14 protein-coding genes and 1 pseudogene are annotated in these 20023 nt (G+C 72.0%); 7 read left to right on the top strand and 8 right to left on the bottom strand.

Going from position 1 to position 20023, the window contains the following annotated elements; translation table 11 throughout:
- Positions 1–45: 45 nt before the first annotated feature.
- On the bottom strand, positions 46–2964 hold the full coding sequence (locus OG956_RS06080; protein WP_330336906.1) for a glycoside hydrolase family 48 protein: 2919 nt from the start codon (positions 2962–2964) through the stop codon (positions 46–48).
- A gap of 389 nt (positions 2965–3353) precedes the next feature.
- Here OG956_RS06080 and OG956_RS06075 point away from each other — a divergent pair.
- Positions 3354–3797: pseudogene (locus OG956_RS06075) on the top strand (cellulase family glycosylhydrolase); the annotation flags it as partial.
- Positions 3798–3886: 89 nt separating this feature from the next.
- A complete protein-coding gene (locus tag OG956_RS06070) occupies positions 3887–5632 on the top strand; it encodes a glycoside hydrolase family 6 protein (protein ID WP_330336905.1) in 1746 nt (581 codons plus the stop codon).
- A 38-nt stretch (positions 5633–5670) separates the two neighbouring features.
- Here OG956_RS06070 and OG956_RS06065 read toward each other — a convergent pair whose 3' ends face one another.
- Positions 5671–6435: a phytanoyl-CoA dioxygenase family protein gene (locus OG956_RS06065; protein WP_330336904.1), complete on the bottom strand. Its 765-nt coding sequence runs from the start codon at positions 6433–6435 to the stop codon at positions 5671–5673.
- 144 nt (positions 6436–6579) lie between these two features.
- Here OG956_RS06065 and OG956_RS06060 point away from each other — a divergent pair, with 144 nt between their 5' ends.
- Together OG956_RS06060 and OG956_RS06055 are read left to right on the top strand one after the other, a co-directional pair.
- Complete coding sequence (locus OG956_RS06060) at positions 6580–7482, top strand: class I SAM-dependent methyltransferase (RefSeq protein ID WP_330336903.1); 903 nt, start codon at positions 6580–6582, stop codon at positions 7480–7482.
- Positions 7483–7591: 109 nt separating this feature from the next.
- Positions 7592–8293 carry an SDR family oxidoreductase gene (locus tag OG956_RS06055; protein ID WP_330336902.1) on the top strand — a complete coding sequence of 234 codons (702 nt, stop codon included), beginning with the start codon at positions 7592–7594 and terminating at the stop codon, positions 8291–8293.
- 13 nt (positions 8294–8306) lie between these two features.
- On the opposite strand, the gene OG956_RS06050 is transcribed toward OG956_RS06055, so the two are convergent.
- Positions 8307–9014 (bottom strand): glycoside hydrolase family 75 protein, encoded by a 708-nt coding sequence (locus tag OG956_RS06050; RefSeq protein ID WP_330336901.1) that lies wholly within the window; start codon positions 9012–9014, stop codon positions 8307–8309.
- Between the two features lie 210 nt (positions 9015–9224).
- On the opposite strand from OG956_RS06050, the gene OG956_RS06045 reads away from it, so the two are divergent.
- Positions 9225–9836 (top strand): hypothetical protein, encoded by a 612-nt coding sequence (locus tag OG956_RS06045; protein WP_330336900.1) that lies wholly within the window; start codon positions 9225–9227, stop codon positions 9834–9836.
- Between the two features lie 75 nt (positions 9837–9911).
- Here OG956_RS06045 and OG956_RS06040 read toward each other — a convergent pair whose 3' ends face one another.
- The 3 genes from OG956_RS06040 to OG956_RS06030 form a co-directional block, all read right to left on the bottom strand.
- Positions 9912–10748: an aldo/keto reductase gene (locus OG956_RS06040; RefSeq protein ID WP_330336899.1), complete on the bottom strand. Its 837-nt coding sequence runs from the start codon at positions 10746–10748 to the stop codon at positions 9912–9914.
- Between the two features lie 91 nt (positions 10749–10839).
- On the bottom strand, positions 10840–12666 hold the full coding sequence (locus OG956_RS06035) for an AMP-dependent synthetase/ligase (protein WP_330336898.1): 1827 nt from the start codon (positions 12664–12666) through the stop codon (positions 10840–10842).
- Positions 12667–13414: 748 nt separating this feature from the next.
- Positions 13415–14932, bottom strand: coding sequence for an MFS transporter (locus OG956_RS06030; protein ID WP_330336897.1), 1518 nt, complete (start codon positions 14930–14932; stop codon positions 13415–13417).
- A 123-nt stretch (positions 14933–15055) separates the two neighbouring features.
- On the opposite strand from OG956_RS06030, the gene OG956_RS06025 reads away from it, so the two are divergent.
- Complete coding sequence (locus OG956_RS06025; protein WP_330336896.1) at positions 15056–16027, top strand: Lrp/AsnC family transcriptional regulator; 972 nt, start codon at positions 15056–15058, stop codon at positions 16025–16027.
- A 101-nt stretch (positions 16028–16128) separates the two neighbouring features.
- Here OG956_RS06025 and OG956_RS06020 read toward each other — a convergent pair whose 3' ends face one another.
- Complete coding sequence (locus OG956_RS06020) at positions 16129–16998, bottom strand: LysR substrate-binding domain-containing protein (RefSeq protein WP_330336895.1); 870 nt, start codon at positions 16996–16998, stop codon at positions 16129–16131.
- Between the two features lie 140 nt (positions 16999–17138).
- Here OG956_RS06020 and OG956_RS06015 point away from each other — a divergent pair, with 140 nt between their 5' ends.
- Positions 17139–18182, top strand: coding sequence for a bile acid:sodium symporter family protein (locus OG956_RS06015; protein WP_330336894.1), 1044 nt, complete (start codon positions 17139–17141; stop codon positions 18180–18182).
- On the opposite strand, the gene OG956_RS06010 is transcribed toward OG956_RS06015, so the two are convergent.
- Positions 18132–20009, bottom strand: coding sequence for a sialidase family protein (locus OG956_RS06010; protein ID WP_330336893.1), 1878 nt, complete (start codon positions 20007–20009; stop codon positions 18132–18134). The genes OG956_RS06015 and OG956_RS06010 overlap by 51 nt on opposite strands.
- Between the last annotated feature and the right edge of the window lie 14 nt (positions 20010–20023).

The raw sequence follows: 20023 nt of genomic DNA, 5'->3' as shown, positions 1-20023 counted from the left end.
GTGGGGCCGCCCGGCGCGGTACGCGGAGCCTTTGCGGGGCTGGGGCTATTCGAGAAGCTCCGCGTACGAACCCATGGCCAGGGCGATGTCCGCCTGGGCCCAGAACCGGTGGTACGTGAAGACGGGCGCGGCGCCGCCCTTGAGGTAGGACTCGATCTCCGACCACGCCGGGTCGTTCTTGTAGAAGGAGCGGATCGAGCTGAACGTGGCGGAGGAATCGATCTTGTCGCCGTCCGGCATCGTGCCGCTCCAGCCGCTCGGCACGTACACGCCGTCGCCGAACCGGCTGTAGTCGCTGCGGGTCTCGGGGACGGCGATGCCCAGGCTGTCCTGGTCGTTGTTCCACATGCCGTCCAGCAGCGCCTTCGCGGTCGACTTGGCCGTCGCGTCACCGGACTTGGCGCCGTAGTACGTCAGCGTCTTGGCGTACGCGGCCGCCACACCCACGTCGTCGGTGTAGTCGGCGACGGTGACATGGAGCCCGCTGTTGGAACCGGGACTCGACGGGTTCCAGGTGTCGGGCCGGCCCGACCACTGGAGGGTGGAGGGGATCCGGTAGGTGCCGTCCGGGTTGATCGTGGTCTTGGACAGCGCCCACTTCACCCACTTGTCCAGCACCGCCTTGGCCGTGGCGTTGCCGGTCTGCTGGTAGTACTCGGCGACCCGCTCCATCGACCAGGCCTGGAAGCCGAACCACTGGTTGGACGGCGGGTCGTGGTAGACCGGCGCCTCGTCGTAGTACATGCCGTAGAACGTCGGCGTGCCGGCCGGCGGGTTGGCGTACCGGCCCTGCCAGCTGTTGGTCGCGCCGCCCGCGATCGCGCCCTCGGACGACTGCAGCCACTGGTAGAACTCCAGCTGCCGCTGCAGCGACTTGCCCCAGTCCGAGGCGCCGGTCGCCGACTTGGGCTCCAGGTCGGGGTAGCTGCTCAGCGCGTACGCGGCCAGCGGGTTCTGGTAGCCGCCGTGGACATGGCTGGAGCCGATCCGCCAGGCCCAGCCCGCGGAGGTGTCGGTGGCGCCGCCCCAGGCGTAGTACCAGGAGAGCAGATAGTGCGAGGCGTCCTTGCCGGTGCCGGCCGGGCAGGCCGAGGGGCCCACGCAGTTGCCGATCTTCTTGAAGTACTTGTCGTACATCGCGTACCGCAGGTAGTCGCCCATCTTCGCGGCCTTGGCGACGGTCGCGGAGACGTCGCCGCCCCTGCCCTGCTGCTTGGCCCACACGTCCGCCCAGTACGCCGCCTGCACCGCGCGGGCGTCCGCGTCCGGGGCGTCGGTGTACTTCCACTGCCTGGCGTAGGAGCTGTCGCCGGTGAACAGGTCCAGGTAGCCGTTCCTGCCGCCGTACTTGAAGGCGTCGCAGGTCGGCTGCGGGACGGTCTCCCACACCGATTCCTGCGGGCCGCGCTGGAAGGTGTTCAGGTACGACGGACCGCTCGCGGTCGGGCCGCCCTCGCAGGTGCCGCCCGGCGTGTCGCCGTAGCCGTAGACGTTGTCGACGTCCTCGATCCAGTGCATGCCGTAGACGTCGTCCGTGCCGTACGCGCTCTTCAGCTCACCGGCGATCGGGTCCGTCCCCACGGACACCGAGGTGTCCAGCTTCGCCGGGTACTGGTCCGGGGTGTCCTCCTCGGGTGCGTAGGTCGCCGGCTTGGAGGCGTTGTAGAAGGAGTTCGTCGGCTGGTCGGCGTGGGTGGGGATCATGTACTTCTCCATCAGCGCCCACGCGCCGTTGAACTTCGACCAGTCGCCGGTGACCTTGCCGTACATCGCCTGCAGCCACAGCAGGTAGCTGTACGCCTCCGAGGTCGTCTCGTGGCCGTAGTCCGGGGCCTCCACGATCAGCGTCTCCACCGAGTGGTACGGGATGCCCTGCGGGGAGAAGTAGCCGTTCGCCGGGTTGGTGATCTTGCCGTACAGGTCCAGGAAGCGGGCGTCGTACGCCTTCGACGCGGCCAGCTCGGTCACCGTGACCGTGGCCTTGCCGTAGCCGGTGGCCGAGGCGGTGAAGGTCGCGCTGCCGGTGCCGGAGGAGTCCGCCGTGACGGTCACCGACTGCGCGGTGTCCCAGTTCGACGGCGTGAAGGTGAGCGAGGAGCCGCCGGTGACGGACAGTCCGGTGTTGCCGCCCGTGCGGGCCACGCTCACCGTGACGTTCGCGCTGGGCTGCTTCGACAGCTTCACGCCGAACGTGCCCGACTTGCCCTGCTGGACGCCCAGTTGGGTGGGCGAGGCCACCACCGCGGGACCGGACGCGACCGTGATGCCCACCGGCGTGGACGCGGCGGAGGCGCCCAGGCTGTCGTACGCCTTCGCCACCAGTGAATGACTGCCCACGGTCAGATCGGAGACGGAGAGCGTGTACGGCGCGCTCGTGTCCGTCCCCAGCAGCGTGGTGTCGTCGTAGAACTCCACCTTGCTGATCGACGCGTTGTCGGCGGCCGCGGCCGTGGCCGCGAGCGGCACCGCGTCCCCCTGGCTGTAGACGGCGCCCGCGCTCGGGCTGGTCAGCACCGTCACCGGAGGCTGGTGCGCGCCGGCGCAGACCGTGCCGTTGACGGTGAAGGAGGCGGGCGCGGTGTTGGTGCCGCTGTAGCTGAACTGCGCGCCGGTGGAGACGGCGGCCCCGGCGGCGATGGTGCCGTTGTACGAGGCGTTCTTCACGGTGATCGTCTTGCCCGACTGGGACCAGCTGCCGTTCCAGCCGTTGGACAGCGTCTGGTTGCCGGTGTAGGCGTAACTCAGCGTCCAGCCGTCGATGGCGGCCGCGCCGCGGTTGGTGAGGGTCAGGTCGGCCGTGAAACCGCTGCCCCAGTCGTTGGTCTTGTAGTCGACGCTGCACTGCACGGACGCCGCGTGCGCGGTCGTCGCACCGGTGGCGAGCATCGACAGGGGCAGGGCCAGCGCGGCCGCCACGGCGGTCCACCACCGCCGCACGGCTCTGCGTCTGCGTCCGGGATCCATGTGCTGGTTCCTCCTCGGTGGGGGTGCTGCTCGGGAGGGATGTCCTCGGGAGAGGTCAAGGCTTGAACCAGTGGGAGCGCTCCCATAGTGAGGATGACCCTGTGAGCGGTCAAGGTGCTTGAAGAGTCGAAAAGATTCGACCTGGACCGTTGCGGAAAAGTCGGTAACTCCCCTGTGCAAGCCGGCTACTTGGCGCTACCTTCCTTCGCACCAGTGGGAGCGGTTCCAGTCAGTCGACGCGCCTGTCACGGCGCGCCCAACTGCAAGGAGTCGCTCATGCGACACCCCCCGCGTTCAGTACCTTTAGCCACCGCCGGTGCGGTCGCGCTCGTCGGGAGCGCGGTCGTACCGGTCGTGTCGGCGCAGGGAGCCACACCCGCGTGCACGGTGCCCGGGTCGAGGCGCACGGCATGACCCCGGTCCTCGACCTGCACTGGACCTACGGGCAGTACACCGGCAACTCGGCCGGCTGCTCCGACGTGCACGCCACCTGCCGGAAGCCGATGCCCGACATGCAGTACAGCCCGTCGTTCCGGGCGTCGGTGGCGAGCACCTTCAAGGATGACCCGGCTGTGGTGTTCGACCTGTTCAACGAGCCCTACCCGGACCGGGCGACCGCCGGCGCGGCCGACGCCTGGACGTGCTGGCGGGACGGCGGAACCTGCCCCGGGATCTCCTACGAGGTCGCCGGCATGCAGGACCTCGTGGACGCCGTCCGCGGCGCCTGCGCGAAGAACGCCGTCATGGCGGGCGGCCTGGCGTACTCCAACGACCTCAGCCGGTGGAGCGCGTACAAGCCGTCCGATCCCACGGGGAATCCGGCCACCGCCTACGGCGCCGGGCTGCGCGACCACCTGCGCGCCCTCAACCCCTAGTTCCGCACCCCCAGATCCGTACCGGACGACAGAAGGAACCCGCACTCATGAGTCGTACCAGAACAACGCTGCTCGCCGCCCTGGCACTGGTCGCCGGGGCCTCCGGGACGGCGCTCAGCACCGGCCCGGCCTCCGCCGCGGCCGCCACCGTCCCCTGCACCGTGGACTACAAGGTGCAGACCCAGTGGGACACCGGTTTCACCGCCGCCGTCACCCTCACCAACAACGCGGCCGCCAAGTCCAGCTGGTCGCTGAAGTGGTCCTACGCCGGCAACCAGAAGGTCACCAACGGCTGGAACGCCCAGATCAGCCAGAGCGGCACCGCCGTCACCGCCACCAACGCCGGCTACAACGGCACGCTGGCGACCGGCGGTTCGGTCAGCTTCGGCTTCAACGCCTCCTACAGCGGCACCAACGCCGTGCCCAGCACGTTCACGCTCGACGGCGTCACCTGCAACGTCGACGACGGCAGCGGCTCCGGCAGCGGCTCCGGCGGCGGCGGAACGGGCGGCGGTGGCACCGGCGGTGGCGGCACCGGCAGCAAGGTCGACAACCCCTACGCCGGGGCCAAGGTCTACGTGAACCCCGAGTGGTCGGCCCACGCCGCCGCCGAACCGGGCGGCAGCCGCATCTCCAACCAGCCCACCGCCGTCTGGCTCGACCGGATCGCCACCATCAACGGCGTGGGCGGCGGCATGGGTCTGCGCGACCACCTGAACGAGGCCCTGAAGCAGAAGGGCTCCGGCGACCTGGTCGTCCAGCTGGTCATCTACGACCTCCCCGGCCGCGACTGCGCCGCCCTCGCCTCCAACGGCGAACTCGGCCCCAACGACATCGACAAGTACAAGACCCAGTACATCGACCCGATCGCCTCGATCCTCGCCGACCCGGCCTACGCCTCCCTGAGGATCGCCACCGTCATCGAGCCCGACTCGCTGCCCAACCTGGTCACCAACGCCGGCGGCACCAACACCAGCACCGCCAACTGCGAGACCATGAAGGCGAACGGGAACTACGAGAAGGGCGTCAGCTACGCCCTGCAGAAGCTCGGCGCCATCCCCAACGTCTACAACTACATCGACGCCGGCCACCACGGCTGGCTCGGCTGGGACACCAACCTCGGCCCGTCCGTGCAGGAGTTCTACAAGGTCGCCACGACCAACGGCGCCGGCGTGAACGACGTCACCGGGTTCATCGTCAACACCGCCAACTACAGCCCCACCAAGGAGCCGTACTTCAAGGTCACGGACACCGTCAACGGCACCACCGTGCGCCAGTCGAAGTGGGTGGACTGGAACCAGTACGTGGACGAGCAGTCGTACGCCCTCGGACTGCGCGACAAGCTCGTCGCTGCCGGGTTCAACTCCGGTCTGGGCATGCTGATCGACACCTCCCGCAACGGCTGGGGCGGCTCCGCCCGGCCCACCGGCCCCGGCCCGCTGACCTCCGTCGACGACTACGTCAACGGCAGCCGCATCGACCGGCGCGTCCACGTCGGCAACTGGTGCAACCAGAGCGGCGCCGGCCTCGGCGAACGCCCTGCCGCGGCTCCGGCCGCCGGGATCGACGCCTACGTGTGGGTCAAGCCGCCGGGGGAGTCGGACGGGTCCAGCACCGCCATCTCCAACGACGAGGGCAAGGGCTTCGACCAGATGTGCGACCCGACGTACGGCGGCAACTCCCGCAACGGCAACAACCCCACCGGCGCCCTGCCGAACGCGCCGCTGGCCGGGCACTGGTTCTCCGCCGAGTTCCAGCAGCTGATGCAGAACGCCTACCCGCCGCTGTCGTGACCCCCTGACGCGGTGAACGTCCGCCGGGGCCCCGGGGGTCAGCGCCCGAGGCCCCGGCGGATCGCGCGTTCCACCGGCGAGTACGCCCCGTCCGCCCGCTCCAGCGCGCAGGGCGCCGCCGGATACAGCGGCGGCTGTGCCATGAACCGCGGCCGGGCGCCGTGGTGCGGCTGAGCCGCGTGCACCAGGAAGGGGTGGCAGAGGTAGACGTCGCCGGGGCGCCCGGTGGCGTGGGCGAGCGGGCGGTGGGCCGAGGCCTCGGCCAGCCGGGGGCCGAGCTCCAGGACGGACGCCCCCGCCTCGCCGTACGGCGCCAGCATTGGTGGCACGTCCAGATGGGAGCCGACCCGGATCCGCGTCGGGGCGTCGGCGTCGGTGACCTCGCTGAACAGGAACAGCATCAGCAGCGCACGGTCCCGCGAGCGCAGATTGGCGAAGTACCAGCTCTCGCCCTCCGGCAGATAGCTCCCCTCGATGTGCCAGCCCGCGTCCTCAGGCTCCTCGGCGTGCGGGAAGCGCAGCGGGAACGAGTCCAGCGAGTGACGCGGCGCCCACCGGCCCTCACCCACGAGCAGATCGAACGCCTCGTGCAGCACCGGGGAGTTGGCCGCCGCGTCGAACGGCTCCTGGGCCATGTCCCCGACCCACACCACCGGGTCCTTCCAGGTACCGGGGTCGTCCGGGTCGTACCCGGTCTGCCGCCACAGCAGCGCGGCGCACTCCCGCGCGACGGCGGCCGGGACCGCGCCCTCGATCTTCACGAAGCCGTCGGTGAGAAAGCGGTGCACCAGTGCGTCGTCCACGGAGCCCCATGCTGGTCCCCTCCCCGCTCCCGCGCATCCCGTTTTTTTGCGGCACCCGCAACTTTTTGCGGCACCGGCAACGAAACTGGCACCCCGCCGTGCGCCGTCGCACCCTGGCCGCACCCGAGCGAGAGGCTGACCGCCATGGCACACGACCACCACGCCCACTCCGGGCACGACGCCCGTCACGGCCACGCCCACGGCGACGACATCGACTGGGGCGCGATGGCCGCGACACTGGAGACGGAGGCCGAGGTGTTCGCCCCGGCGTACGCGCGCGCCCTGGCCTGGCTGGGCAAGGAGGTGACGGAGCCCGGTCTGGTCGTGGACGCGGGCAGCGGGCCCGGGGTGATCTCCTGCCTGATGGCCGAGACGTTTCCCGGCGCCCGGGTGGTCGCCGCCGACGGCTCCGCGCCGCTCCTCGAGCGCGCCCGGGACCGGGCCGCCCGCCAGGGCGTCGCCGACCGCTTCGACACGCTCACCGGCGAACTGCCGGAATCCCTCGCCGAGTTGGACTACCCGGCGGACCTGCTGTGGGCCAGCCGCAGCCTGCACCACCTCGGCGACCAGAGGGCCGCGCTCGCCGCGTTCGGCGCCCGGCTCGCCCCCGGCGGCACGCTGGCCATCCTGGAGGGCGGCCTGCCCGCCCGCTATCTGCCCCGTGACATCGGCTTCGGCCGCCCGGGACTGCAGGCCCGGCTCGACGCCGCCCAGGAGGACCGCTTCGCCCGGATGCGCGCCGAGCTGCCCGGCGCGGTCGCCGAGACCGAGGACTGGCCGGCCCTGCTGACCGCGGCCGGCCTGAAGCACACGGGCACCCGCAGCTTCCTCCTCGACATCCCCGCCCCCGTACCGGACCGGGCCCGCGCCTTCGTCGCCGCCGCGCTGACCCGCTTCCGGGACGTCCTCACCGACACCCTCGACGCCGACGACATCGCCACCCTCGACCGCCTCCTCGACCCCGCCGACCCCCGCAGCGTCCACCGGCGCCCCGACGTGTTCGTCCTGGCGGCCCACACGGTGCACCGGGCGGTGCGGCCGGTGTGAGCGACGACGCCCGCAGCCGCGGGCCCGTGCCGCCGGCGACCGCGCTTGACATGGAGAGCGCTCCAAGTGATGGACTCCCCGTCTCACCGACGCACAGGGGGACCTCACCATGAACGACTCTCCGGTCGCACTCGTCACCGGCGGCGCCACCGGCATCGGGGCCGCCGTGACCCGGCAGCTGCTGGCCGCAGGGCACCGGGTCACCGTCACCGGCCGCACGGAGTCCCGGCTGCGGGACTTCGCCGAGGCGCTCGGGAATCCCGGGGAGCTGCTGACGGTCGCCGGGAACGCGGCGGTGTTCGGCGATGTGCAGGACGCCGTCGGCCGGACGCTCAAGACGTACGGCCGGCTGGACACGGTCGTCGCCAACGCCGGTTTCGCCACGCATGACACCGTCGCCGACGGAGACCCGGCCGGCTGGCCCGAGATGGTGCTCACCAACGTCCTCGGTCCCGCCCTGCTCATCCGGGCCTCGGTCGAGGCGCTGAAGGAGTCCCGCGGCCGGATCGTGCTGGTCGGCAGCGTCGCCGGGTTCGTGAACACCCCGGGCAACCTGTACGGCGCCACCAAGTGGGCGGTCACCGGGCTCGCCGAGAACACCCGGCGGCAGGTCACCGAGTTCGGGATCGGTGTGACGCTGGTCGCCCCCGGCCGGGTGGAGACCCCGTTCTGGGACGGCCTGGGCAGCCTGCCCCCGGGGCACCTGCTGACCGCCGACCAGATCGCCGACTCGGTGGTCTGGGCGATCCGGCAGCCGGCCGGGGTCGACGTCAACACCGTGGTCGTACGCCCGCTGGGCCAGCCCAACTGACGTACGCCGCAGGTCAGTTGTTAGCGATGAACTGCCTGGCCAGCCGGTCGCCGAGAGAGACCGCGGCGCTGTGGCTCTCGATGGGGGAGACCTTGGAGTTCTTGAACAGGATGTAGGTCACGCCGGAGTCGGCCCCGCCGGTCTTCGGGTCGGGGTCGATGCCGAGCGCCTTGGCGGTGGCGTACGACGCCTCGCCGATGATCTTCGTGGGCCCGGTGTCGCCGACGACGGCGTACTCCACCTTGTTGTGGTAGATGACCGCGACCACGCCGCCGCCCTTGATGCCGGCGCTCGAGTAGTTCCAGATGCCGCTGGAGCTGGGCACCACGACGTACGGCAGCGACTCCGCCTTCAGCGGCTTGCCGTCGGACTGGTGGAAGGCGGTGTCGTCCTGGTACCAGGGGTCGCGGTTCTCGTTGCAGTTCGTGGTGCGCTGGCCGTCGCAGTCGATGTCCATGTCGGCCTTCCAGAACACCGCGCCGTTCTTGCCGCACACGGGGACGGTGGCCGACGTCTCGTCGTCGGTCTTGTACTTGCCGTTCGATATCTGCGAACACGACGTGACCTTGGCGAGCAGGTCGGCCGCGCTGACCGAGCCCTCCTGGGCGGAGGCCGGGGCGGTGCGGGCCGCCGAGCCGGCGGAGGCGTGCGCGGGCAGCACTCCCGCGGCGAGCAGGGCGGCCGAGGAGGCCGCGGCGAAGGTCAGGGTTCGAAGGCGCACTGTGGGGGCCCTTCTGTTAGGAAAGTTTCCTTACTTTGTGCCGTACACCGTGGACCCGTGTGCATGTCCGCGTCAACCCTTCGGCTGCCGGCTCCCGAAACCTCTGCGCATTGCGGCGATTTGTGACCGTGGCAAGACTGGAGAAAACCACTATTCCGGATATATAAGCCACCGTCGGCCACACGGTCGCGGTTCCGGGAGGCGAGGCGCATGTTCGTACGCACGGTGTACGCGACCGGAGATCCGGCACGGCTGGGCCTGGCCGTCGGGGCCCTGAACACCCGCGGGCGCGACCTGCTGGAGGAGCGGCCCGGCTACCGCGGTGCGGGCCTCTTCGTCGACCGCGAGCTGGGCAAACTGCTCACGGTCAGCTGGTGGGAGTCCGCGGAGGCGCGCCGCAACAGCGACGAGGTGATGAGCGTGCGGCGGCCGGAGCTGCTGCAGCCCTTCGCCGGTACCGTCGCCGTCGAGAACTTCGAGGCCGCCGTCCTGCACGCCGGACGCGGGCCCCTCACCGGCGGCGGGGTGCGGATCACCCGGTTCGAGTGCGACCCCGCCGACGCGGACCTCGCCGCCGACACCTTCCACGCCGGAGTGCTGCCCCGGCTGGAGGTGCTGCCCGGATTCGCCGGCGCGGCCCTGTTCCTGGACCGCGAACGCGGCCGGGGCATGACCGGCGTCCTCTTCGCCGACCGCCCCTCGCTCGCCGGGAGCCGCGCCCGCCAGGCCGCGGTACGGCGCGAGAGCGCGGCCAAGGCGCACGCCACGGTGGTCACCCTGGAGGAGTTCGAGGTCCTGCACGCGGACGTGCGGGACGAGTGACCCGCCCGCGACGGCGTACGGCCGTCCGTCCCGCTGTGCCGCGGGGCGGACGGCCTCGGTGCGCGGGCGCCGGCGTCAGCCCATGTCGAACGTGGCCGGATCCGGACCCAGCCGCCGGTCCTCGTTGAGCGCGCTGATCGCCGCGAGGTCCTCGTCGTCCAGGCTGAAGTCGAAGACCTCGATGTTCTCCTTGATCCGGGACGGCGTCACGGACTTCGGGATCACGATGTTGCCGAGCTGGATGTGCCAGCGCAGCACGACCTGCGCCGGCGTACGGCCGTGCTTCTGCGCGATGGCGACGATCGCCGGCACCTCCAGCAGGCCCTTGCCCTGGCCCAGCGGCGACCAGGCCTCGGTCGCGATGCCCTGCTCGGCGTGGAACTCGCGGGCGGCGTGCTGCTGCAGGTGCGGGTGCAGCTCGATCTGGTCGACCGCCGGGATGACGGAGGTCTCGGCGATCAGCCGCTCCAGGTGCTCGTTGAGGAAGTTCGACACGCCGATGGCACGGACCCGGCCGTCGGAGAGCAGCTTCTCGAGCGCCTTGTAGGTGTCGACGTAGGCGTCACGGGCCGGCAGCGGCCAGTGGATCAGGTACAGGTCGATGTAGTCCAGGCCCAGCCGCGCCAGCGACGCGTCGAACGCGCGCAGCGCCGCGTCGTACCCGTGGTCGGCGTTCCAGAGCTTGGTGGTGACGAAGATCTCCTCGCGGGGCAGGCCGGAGGCGGCGATGGCCCTGCCGGTGCCCTCTTCGTTGCCGTAGACGGCCGCGGTGTCGATGCTGCGGTACCCGGCCTCCAGCGCCAGGGCGACGGTCCGCTCGGCCTCGTCGTCCGGCACCTGCCAGACGCCGTAGCCCAGCTGGGGCATCTCGATGCCGTTGTTGAGGATGATCGGGGGGACCTTGCTGCTCACGAGCCTCTTGATCCTTCGGTTGTCGACAGCTGGTACTCCCATGGTCAACGATCACGGGCCGCACCGCATTCCTGACGGCGCCGACGATGTCTCACGTCCGGTAAAGCGCCTCGACCTCGTTGGCGTACGCCTTCTCGATCGCCTTCCGCTTCAGCTTCAGCGACGGGGTGAGCAGACCGTGCTCCTCGGTGAACGGCTGCGCGAGGATGCGGAAGGTACGGATCGACTCGGCCTGGGAGACGAGGGTGTTGGCGGCGACCACCGCGCGCCGCACCTCCGTCTCCAGATCCGGGTCGCGCACCAGCTCGGCCGGGCTCATGCCGGGCTTCCCGCGCATCTGCAGCCAGTGCTCGACGGCCTCCAGGTCCAGGGTGACCAGGGCCGCGATGTAGGGGCGGTCGTTGCCGACGACGATGCACTGGTTGACCAGCGGGTGTTCGCGGACCCGCTCCTCCAGCACCCCGGGGGAGACGCTCTTGCCGCCGGAGGTCACCAGGATCTCCTTCTTGCGGCCGGTGATGGTCAGATAGCCGTCCTCGTCCAGCGAGCCGAGGTCGCCGGTGGCGAGCCAGCCGTCGTGCAGGGACTCGTCGGTGGCCTTGGGGTTGTTGAGGTAGCCCTGGAAGACGTGCCCGCCGTACAGCCAGACCTCGCCGTCGTCGGCGATGTGCACGGTCGTCCCCGGTATGGCCTGGCCGACGGTGCCGAAGCGGGTGCGCTCGGGCGGGTTGGCGGTGGCCGCGGCGGTCGACTCGGTCAGGCCGTAACCCTCGTAGATCTGCACACCCGCGCCCGCGAAGAACAGCCCCAGCCGGCGGTCCATCGCCGAGCCGCCGGACATCGCGTTGCGGATACGGCCGCCCATCGCGGCGCGGACCTTGGAGTAGACGAGTTTGTCGAAGATCTGGTGCTGCATGCGCAGGCCCGCCGACGGTCCGGGCCCGATGCCCCACGCCTTGGCCTCCACGGCCTCCGCGTACTTCACCGCGATGTCGACCGCCTTCTCGAACGGCCCCGCCTTGCCCTCCTTCTCCGCCTTGCGTCTCGCCGCGTTGAACACCTTCTCGAAGATGTACGGCACCGCGAGGATGAACGTCGGCTTGAACGCCTGCAGGTCCGGCAGCAGGGCGGCGGCGTTCAGCTGCGGCTGGTGCCCGAACCGGACCCGGCCGCGGATCGCGGCGACCTCCACCATCCGCCCGAAGACGTGGGCGAGCGGCAGGAACAGCAGCGTGGACGCCTCGTCGCCCTTCTTGGAGTGGAACACCGGCTCCCAGCGCCCGATCATGGTGTCCGCCTCGAACATGAAGTTCCCGTGCGACAGGACACAGCCCTTGGGGCGGCCGGTGGTGCCGGAGGTGTAGATGACGGTGGCGGTCGACTCCGGGGTGACCGCCTGCCGGTGCCGGTGCACCACGTCGTCGTCCAGATGCGCCCCGGCGTCGTACAGCTCCTGCACACAGCCCGAGTCCAGCTGCCACAGCTGGCGCAGCTGCGGGAGGCGGTCGATGACGGTGGCGATGGTCATCGCGTGGTCCTCGTGCTCCACGATCGCCGCGGACACCTCGGCGTCGTACAGCATCCAGAAGCACTGCTCGGCCGAGGACGTGGGGTACACCGGCACCACCTGGGCGCCGATCGACCACAGGGCGAAGTCGAACAGGGTCCACTCGTAGCGGGTGCGGGACATGATGGCGACGCGGTCGCCGAAGCGGATGCCGCGGGCCAGCAGGCCCTTGGCGAGCGCCATGACCTCGTCGCGGAACTCGGCGGCGGTCACGTCGCGCCACCGTCCGGCGGCGTCCTTGCGGCCGAGGGCGACGTGCGTCGGGTCCGTCAGGGCATGCTCGAAGACCACATCGGCCAGACCGCCCACCGGCGGTGCCGACGTGAGCGGCGGGTTGGTGAACTCGCGCAAACCTCGCTCCCCGATCCTCGCTGCATGGTCACGCCCGTGATGCTCGGCACAGCGCGGTGAAAGCTACCCCACGCCGTCACGGGGCGGGAGAGGGTAGGAAACCGCATAAACATCACGTTTCCCCAGGGCAGTGACCGGAAAATGCCCGTACAAGGGGAGGGGCCGGACACAATACTGACGGGTCAGTAAGTTTCGGTGCCGTAATCTCCACCGAATCTGTACGCGGCGATTACGGCCCACACCACCGCCATCACCGCATACCCGGCGGTCGCCGGGACCGGAAAGCACGCAGGCGGGGGCGGCACCGGGAGGTTCCCGGTGCCGCCCCCGCCGAGGTTGGGCGCCGTGCGTTCACAGCGCTGCCCCCGCTGGGGGCGGGCCGTGCTTCGCCGTGCCGCCCGCGGGCGTCGGGCCGTGCGTTTGCCTTCCCGGCGCCGGGCGCCGGGCGCCAGGCCGGGCCGTGCGTTTCCCGATGCCGCCCCGCTGGGGCCCGGGGCCCGCGTCGCCTGTGTCGCCCTCGCCGGGTGCCGGGGCGTTGGTTCCCGTGCCCCCCGCTGGGGCCGGGCCGCGCCTTCCCGGTGTGGCCCCGCTCAGGGCAGGCCGTGGCGTCCCGGTGCCGCCTCGCTGGGGGCCGGGAGTCACCGGTGCCGCCTCGCTGGGGGCAAGGCCACGCCGCGCCTTCCCGGTGCCGCCCCGCTCGGGGCGCCGTGCCGTCCCGGTGTCGGCTGCCGCGCCCGGGGACCGGCCGTCACCGGCGGGCCGGCAGCGGGCTTCGGGGCTCCTGGGTCTGGTCCGTCGCCGGGCGGCCCGGGCGCACCAGCAGCAGCACCAGCGCCCCCGCGGCCATGGCCGCGAGGCCGGCCGTCAGCAGAGCACCGTTCAGGCCCGACGCGAACGCCGCGCGCAGGGTGTGCTCCGGGACCCGGCCGCGCAACGCGCCCGCCGCGCCGCCGGCCAGCGCGTGCGCCGCGCCGCCCGGCAGCGTGCCGGTCATCCGGGAGGTGACGACGGTGCCGAAGACGGCCACCCCGAGCGCGTACCCGAGCTGCCGCACGGTGTTCACCGCGCCGCCCGCCATCCCGGCCCGCTCCGCCGGCACCGCCGCCAGAGCCGCCCCGGCCACCGTCGGCGAGACGAACCCGGTGCCGACGCCGACCAGCACGAACCCGGGCGCCAGCGCCGTCCAGGAGGCACCCGCGTCCAGCACGGCCTGGCAGAGGTTTCCGGTGCCGATCAGCAGCAGGCCGCCGCCGATGGTCAGCCGCGCCGGCACACCGTGCAGCAGCCGGCCCACCAGCACCGCGACGATCATCGCCGCGACCGTCATCGGAAGCAGCGTGAGCCCGCCGCGCACCGGCGACATTCCCAGCAGCGTCTGCATCCAGATCGACAGGTACGGCGTCATCCCGAACGCCACCCCGTTGAAGGCGAACGCCCCCAGCAGCACCCCGGCGAACGCGGGCCGCCGCAGCAGCGCGAGGTCCAGCAGCGGATACGCCGCCCGCCGCTCCACCACGACGAACAGCACCAGCGCCAGCGCCGCGCACCCGAACGCCGCCAGCGCCCCCGGCGCCGTCCAGCCGTCCTCACCGGCCCGCACCACCGCGTACGTCACCCCGCCCCCGAAACCGGCGAACGCAGCCATGCCCGCCCAGTCGACCCTGCCCCACACACCGCCTCGCTCGCCCGGGGCGCCCCCAGCCGCGAGCAGCCCCTGCGACTCCGGCACCACCCGCAGCGTCAGCCACACCTCGACGACGCTCACCGGCAGGTTCACGAAGAAGATCCACCGCCAGCCCGGCCCCTCGGTCAGCAGGCCGCCCAGGACCGGGCCGACCGCCGCGGCCCCGCCGCTCACCGCGCCCCACACACCGAGCGCCGCCGACCGCTGCCTGCCCTGGTACACCGAGCCCAGCAACGGCAGCGTCGTCGCGAACATCGCCGCCGCCCCCACGCCCTGCACCGCCCGCGCGGCCACCAGCACCGCCGGACCCGTGGAGACCCCGCACAGCAGCGAGGCGACCGCGAACAGCACGACACCCGCCACATGCACCCTGCGGCGCCCGAGGATGTCGGCCGCCGCCCCCGCGCTGAGCAGCAGCGCGGCCAGGGCGAGCGCGTACCCGTCCACCACCCACTGCAGATCGCCCAGCGAGGCGTGCAGCGAGCCGGCCATGTCCGGCAGCGCCACCACCACGATCGTCACGTCCAGCAACAACATGAACGTGCCCAGGCACACGGCCGTGAGCGTCCCCCATCTCCGCATGTCCCACTCCCCGCATCGCCGTACGACTGCTTGTGTCGCTCCGTACGATGGCCTCGTCACGGCCGATTTCCGGAGTGCGCGGCCCGCAGCCGACGGAATCCGACAGGAGAGCCAGTGCTACAGATGGAATCCGACACGTTCGACCGGCTCGACCTGCAGCTGCTCGCCGCGCTGGAGACGGACGGCCGGGCTTCCTTCAGCCGGATCGCGGCCGTGCTCGGCGTGTCCGACCAGACCGTCGCGCGCCGCTACCGCCGCCTGTGCGCGCAAGCGGGTCTGCGGGTCGTCGCCATGCGGGACGGCTATGCGCTCGGCCAGGACCAGTGGATGCTGCGGATCCGCTGCGCCCCGGACAGCGCCCTGGCCATCGCGGAGGCCCTCGCCAAGCGCCGCGACACCTCCTGGGTCGGGCTCGCCTCGGGCGGCACCGAGGTGCTGTGCGCGACCCGGCCGCGCCATCCCGGCGACCACGACGACCTGCTGCTCGGAAAGCTGCCGCGCACCCCGAGCGTCGTCGAGATCCGCGCCCACCAGCTCCTGCACCGCTTCTACGGCGGCTCCTCGGGCTGGATCCGCAAGTTCGGCGCGCTGACCGGCGAACAGATCGCGGCCCTGCGCACCGCGCCGGAGGCCCACCCCGTACCGCCCCGCCTCGACCCCGAGGACGAACCCCTGCTGGCGGTGCTGGAAAGGGACGGCCGCGCCTCCTACCCGGAGCTGCAGCGGGCGACGGGCCGCTCGGAGTCGGCGGTCAAGCGGCGGCTGGCGCAGCTGCGGGCCTCCGGGGCGGTCTACATCGACACCGAGTACCAGACGGAGACCGTCGGCTACCCCGTGGCCGCCATCCTGTGGATCACCGCCGCCCCCGCCGCCCTGCACTCCGTCGGCGAGGCCCTGGCCGCGCACGAGGAGACGGCGTGGGTCTCCGCGACGGCCGGCCCGTGCAACCTGCTCGTCACCGTGCTGGCCCGCAACGCCGCCGGTCTCTACGCCTATCTGAGCGGCCCCCTCGGCCGGCTCGAAGGCGTCCAGCACGTGGAGACCACGCCGTTCCTGCGCCGCGTCAAACAACTGACGTACCCGGCGCCCCGCTGAAACACCGGCACCGGACCACGAGGAGCCGGCCGCCCCGGCGGCGCGGCCCGCTCACGCGACCGCAGCCGCCCGCCCCCGCCGGCGCTCGCCTCCCGGAGCTCTCAGCCGCCTTGCCGCCGGAGCCTTTCCCCGCCCGCGAGGACCGCCGCCGCGAGCGCGTTCGCGGCCTCCTCCGCCGTCCCCCGGCGGCGGCCGTGGACGAGGACGAAGTCGACCTTGCCGAGGTCCGGCAGGCCGTGGCGGTCGGGCAGCCGGAACAGCCCGGGCGGGATCAGGCGCCGGGAGTGGGCCATCACGCCGAGCCCGGCGCGGGCCGCCGCGATCAGCCCGTTGAGGCTGCCGCTGGTGCACACGATCCGCCAGTCGCGGCCCTGGCGTTCCAGCACGTCGAGCGCGCGGGCCCGGGTGATGCCGGGCGGCGGGTACACGATCAGCGGCACGGGCCGGTCGGCGTCCAGGCGCAGCCGCTCGGCGCCGATCCAGACGAGGTCGTCGCGCCAGACCAGTTCGCCGCGGGGATCCTCCGGGCGCCGCTTGGCGAGCACCAGGTCCAGCTTCCCGGCGGCCAGCTGCTCGTGCAGGGTGCCGGACAGCTCCACGGTCAGCTCCAGGTCGACCTCGGGATGGTCGTAGCGGAAGCTCTCGAGGATCTCCGGCAGCCGGGTGAGCACGAAGTCCTCCGACGCGCCGAACCGCAGCCGGCCGCGCACCCGGGTGCCGGTGAAGAACGCCGTCGCCTGCTCGTGGACCTGCAGGATCCGGCGGGCGAAGCCCAGCATCGCCTCGCCGTCCCCGGTCAGCTCCACCGCGTGGGTGTCCCGGGTGAACAGCTGCCGCCCGGTCGCGTCCTCGAGGCGGCGGACATGCTGGCTGACCGTGGACTGGCGCAGCCCCAGCCGGCGCGCCGCCTGCGTGAAGCTCAGCGTCTGGGCCACCGCCAGGAAGGTGCGCAGCTGCGTGGGGTCGTACACGCCCGTCAGCCTACGCTGTAATCGCGGAACATGATGACAGTCAGAGCGGTATACGGGATTCCCGAACAGCGGTCCGACGGGGATCATGGAAGGGGGCCCTTTCGGCCCCGGACCGAACGACCACACTGCATCGGAGCACCGTGAAACGCCTGCGCTGGCCGACTTGGATGCCGGTCGACCCGTACATCGTGCTGCTGCTCGGGACGGTGGGCCTCGCGGCGCTGTTCCCGGCGCACGGCACGGCCGCCCACGTCGCCTCCGGAGCCTCCACGGCCGCGATCGCCTTCCTGTTCTTCCTCTACGGCGCCCGGCTCTCCACGCGCGAGGCGCTGGACGGACTGCGCCACTGGCGGCTCCACGTCACCGTGCTGGTCTGCACGTTCGTGCTCTTCCCGGTGTTCGGGCTGGCCGCCCGCGCCCTGGTGCCGGTGCTGCTGACCCAGCCGCTCTACCAGGGCCTGCTGTTCCTGACGCTGGTGCCGTCCACGATCCAGTCGTCCATCGCCTTCACCTCGATCGCCCGCGGAAACGTGCCGGCCGCGATCTGCGCGGGCTCCTTCTCCTCCCTCGTCGGCATCGTCCTGACCCCGCTGCTGGCGGCCGGGCTGCTGGGCAACAGCGGCGGCGGGTTCTCCGCCGACTCGCTGGTCAAGATCGTGCTCCAGCTGCTGGTGCCGTTCCTCGCGGGCCAGGTGCTGCGGCGCTGGATCGGGGGGTTCGTAGCCCGGCACAAGAAGATCCTGGGGCTGGTCGACCGCGGGTCGATCCTGCTGGTCGTCTACACGGCGTTCAGCGAGGGCGTGATCCGTGGCATCTGGCACCAGGTCAGCCCTGTCCGGCTCGGCGGGCTGCTCGCCGTCGAGGCCGTCCTGCTCGCCGTGATGCTCGCCCTGACCTGGTACGGCGGCAAGGCGCTGGGCTTCGGCAGACAGGACCGGATCGCGATCCAGTTCGCCGGCTCGAAGAAGTCCCTCGCCTCGGGTCTGCCCATGGCGAGCGTGCTGTTCGGTGCGCACGCCTCCCTGGCCGTGCTGCCGCTGATGCTGTTCCACCAGATGCAGCTGATGGTGTGCGCGGTCATCGCCAAGCGGCGGGCCCGGGACCCGGAGCAGGCCCCGGGCACCGGCCACGGGTCAGCCGCTCACGTGGTCCAGGGGCAGCCACAGCACCGTGTCCTTCGGTGACCTGAGCGCCTTCGGGTCCGCCACCTCCGCGTCGGTCAGGGCCCGGTCCCACACGTGCACCTCGTCGAGGTCGCCGGTGAAGAAGGCCCGGCTGTCCATGCGCTGACCGAGGTGCACGCCGAAGGGGGAGTTGCGGCTCACCGAACCCGGTAGGCCGGCGACGGACGACTGCGCACCGTCGACGAGCAGCGTCAGCCGGCCCCCGCCCCGCCGCAGCACCAGGTGGTGCCATCCGCCGTCGTTGTACGCACTGTCCGTGCGCACGTACGCGGTCTGCGGCGCGACGGCCCCGTCCCGTACGGTGATCAGCCCCTGTATGCGGTGGTTCGCCGGCTCCCCGCGCACCCACACCTGCGGCTGCGTGGTGCCGACCCCGCCCATCCACAGCAGCGGCTGCTCCCCGCCCGTGGCCGTGTACCGGAACCACAGGGACGCCGTGAAGTCCCCGGCGTCCAGCGGGAGCGTGGAGCGGAACGGCAGGCGTACGGCGTCGTCGGCGCCGTCGAACCGCAGCGCACCGCCGAAGACCCCGTCCGTCTCCTCCGCACCGCCGAGCACCGCGGCCGGGCGGGCGCGCGGGGCGAGGTCGGCGGTGACCGGGTCGGGGCCGCGGCGCGGGGCGAGCCAGTCCTCGGTGAAGCGGGCGAAGCGGATCTCGTCGCGGGCGTCCACCGCGCCGCCCTCGTAGACCAGCCCCACCGTGTCCGCGTCGGCGCGCACCAGGTCGGAGTAGCCGGACCAGTCCGTGGTGACGACCGTGCCGCGGTCCACGCCGTCCCAGGTGCGGCCGCCGTCGTAGGAGGAGCGGATCATCATCGTGCGCCGCCGGTCGGGGTCGGCCGGGCAGGCCAGCAGCAGGCGGTCGCCGAGGCGCAGCAGCGAGCCCTGGACCTGCGGGGTGTACAGGTCGGGCAGGCCGTGGAAGGGCGCGGTGAAGCTGGTGCCGCCGTCGCGGCTGACCGCCTGGGTGCGGTGGCCGAGATCGGTGCCGTCCTGCTCCCGGCCGCTGACCAGGATCGAGCCGTCGCCGCGCTCGGCGAGGGTCAGCTCGGACGGTTTCTGCCGGAAGGTGCCGTCCTCGGCGATGGGCCAGGTGTCGGTGGCGCCGACCCGCCAGTGGCCGCCGTGGTCGTTGCTGACGATCAGCGCCGCGTGGTTGGCGGTGACCCGGGTGCCGTCCCAGGTCTCGGCGTTGACCCCGAAGACCAGCCGGCCCGCGTAGCGGCCCCTGGTGAGCTGGATGCCGTGCACCGGACCGGTCGCGTACCAGGAGTTCCAGTCGGCGGGCAGGATCTCCGGGCTCAGATCGCGCGGCGCGGACCAGGTCCGGCCGTCGTCGTCGCTGTACTGCAGGTGCGGGCTGCGGTCGCAGGGGACCGGGCAACTGGCGCTGTCGGTACGGCCGGTGTTGTACGTCTCGGCGAGCCAGATCCGGCCCGTCGCGCGGTCCACGACCGGCGCCGGGTTGCCGTGGGTGTCGCCGCCGCCGTCGTTGACGACCTCCAGCGGGCCCCAGGTGCGGCCGCCGTCGGTGGAGCGCTTCACCACGATGTCGATGTCGGCGGCGTCGCCGCAGTTGAGGACCCGGCCCTCGGCGAACGCCAGCAGTGTGCCGTCGGTCGCCCGCACGAGCGCGGGGATGCGGAAGCAGGCGTAGCCGGGGTCCTGGGACGCCTTGAACAGGATCTGCTGGTCGAACTCGGGGGCGGCTGCGGGGGAGTCGGCGTGTGCGGGGTGGGGGGTTGCGAGCGGCACCAGGAGCAGTGCCGCCGTGCTGAGCGCGGTGGCGAGTACGGCTCTGAGGCGGGCGCGTAGACCTGACGGCATGACGGGACCTGGCC

The organism is Streptomyces sp. NBC_00557 (assembly GCF_036345995.1).
Classification (GTDB): domain Bacteria; phylum Actinomycetota; class Actinomycetes; order Streptomycetales; family Streptomycetaceae; genus Streptomyces.
The sequence above is the reverse complement of the archived record's forward strand: the minus strand, read 5'-3'. Positions and strand labels throughout refer to the sequence as shown.